The 1,896-nt window shown below is 57.0% G+C and carries 2 protein-coding genes and 1 pseudogene; 1 reads left to right on the plus strand and 2 read right to left on the minus strand.

Annotation, left to right across the window (positions count from 1 at the left end):
• Nucleotides 1-132, plus strand: a pseudogene (locus AWB81_RS48085) (sorbosone dehydrogenase family protein); the annotation flags it as partial.
• Nucleotides 133-542: 410 nt separating this feature from the next.
• On the opposite strand, the gene AWB81_RS45535 reads toward AWB81_RS48085, so the two are convergent.
• Together AWB81_RS45535 and AWB81_RS46680 are read right to left on the minus strand one after the other, a co-directional pair.
• Nucleotides 543-809, minus strand: coding sequence for a hypothetical protein (locus AWB81_RS45535; protein ID WP_144444379.1), 267 nt, complete (start codon nt 807-809; stop codon nt 543-545).
• Between the two features lie 95 nt (nt 810-904).
• Nucleotides 905-1,063, minus strand: a complete 159-nt coding sequence (locus AWB81_RS46680) for a hypothetical protein (RefSeq protein ID WP_200822643.1) — start codon at nt 1,061-1,063, stop codon at nt 905-907.
• Nucleotides 1,064-1,896: the final 833 nt, after the last annotated feature.

Raw genomic sequence — 1,896 nt, forward strand, 5'->3', positions numbered from 1 at the left:
GGTCGACCCGTTGGCGTCGCACTGGACGCGCATGGGGCCTTGCTCGTGGCTGACGACGTCGGCAACGCTGTATGGCGAGTAGCGCCGCGGAAGAACGACAAACCGGCTGACATCGCGCCGGCAGGTAAATGACACAGCCCTGGCCGCTTTGCTCGGCAACCGGGCCGACGCAAGGTTATCGTGCCGATTAGAACCGCTTCATTAGTCAAAGCAGCACGCCGGTGACGTCACCTCAAAAGACGGAGACCCGCAACTGGATCCGGTGACGCTCCGCAGGGTAGAGCCAGCATTGTCCTGATTCGGCAGTTTGCGGTAATTGATCGGAACATCCCCGCCGGTTGACCGCTCCGTCGCCGAATTATCGAACGGCCGCTAACTCAACAATCATCGGCCCTTCGCAATAACCCATTGACCGTCTCTTCCTGGCCGAACCCGGAAATCGAGCTTACAAATACGGTTTTCTGCTGTTGTACTCAAGGTCGTCTGAAAACAACTTCGGAAGGTTGCGGGGGTGCGCTTATCCTCGGTCCTGTCCGGCCCCGCTACGCGGCGCAGCGTTGATGCGATCCAATCTGGCTAGAAGGGCCACGCCCTGCTCCGCGATGCGACTTGGCGTGTCGGTAAGCGCCACCAGCACAGATGCGCGTCCGCCAGTAGTTCACCTGCGCCACTGCACTGGTCGTTGCGATCTCATGGTCCGGCCGCTGATACTCCAAATGGGAAATAATGCTCTTGATATGATCCAATTCCTTCTGTGCATGGTGGTGGGACGTAAGCATCTTGGCTCCCTCAGGCTTTTTTTCTTTCATCCACCATCCAGATTCGCGTGACAACCCGCAATCTAAGGTCACGAGAACTGGTAGGCGCGGAACAACGTTTCGCTGCTTCGTCGTCCGCAAATTCGTCAGCGTCGCGATTGGGTCCAGCGGCACCAGTCGTAGTGGTCCAGATTCCTGAGCAACTCCGCGCGACGATGTTCGCAGCGATACTGGCCGACCACTGCGGTCGCCGCAATCACCAAGCCGACCGTGCCGATCACAACCCCGATCCACGATTCGATCATTTCAGCCTCCATCGCCGAATTCAGTTAGCGGTCGCCGACCGCGCGTAGCCATTTGCCGAGATGACTTCCTGTGAGTCCCGTCAGCCCTGCCTTCTCGCGCCTGCCAGGCGAAGCACTCAGTCAGTGAATATGCAAGACAGCTTGCAGCATGGCGTGGCCGTACGGTGTGATACCGGGTCGTCGGTGTCCTGACGCCAGCAGATCTACTGTCACTAGCTGGCTCTCAAGCAGGGTGTGAAGCTCATCGCGATCCACTTCGATCTGAGCGGGAGCCTCCTTGACGAAGAGCAAAGTAGTGAATTCGTGGGGACTTAGCGTGAGTGTCTCCTTGATGCGAAGAGGTCTCAATTCGGCATGGCATTGGGTTTGTCATGCGGCCGGAATCGCAACCAATTTCAGGTCACTTGTCTGCATACAGTCGTTAGATCATGCCACTTCGGCTCGACCATCGGTCTTGAGAACCGGATCGCCGTCGTCCGTGCGATAAGGACGCTCGTGGCTCGCCGTCGGCCTTACCAACGAGATGAGGTGATACCCCAGCAGCTCTCGACTTTGGATAATATTGACAGAGCGCGCCGAGACTACCATCAATACATCCAGACGAATCTTGTAGGGGAATCCATATATCGAATCCGTCCCTTAACGGATGGCAACACGCTCCCCTCGGCAAATCTAACTGAGCTGGATAACGGGGTGTTATTTAGTCGGTCTTGCAGAATCGCGCGAAGCCAAGCGCAGCGTGCGGATAGGTGCAGATAAGCAGTTGCGAAACTCCCAGTTTCAATATGAAATGGGCCTATCTTCTGGGAGTGAGAAGCGCCGATGAGCACACC

Origin of the sequence: Caballeronia arationis (assembly GCF_001544975.2) — a bacterium.
GTDB classification, from domain to species: Bacteria; Pseudomonadota; Gammaproteobacteria; order Burkholderiales; family Burkholderiaceae; genus Caballeronia; species Caballeronia arationis.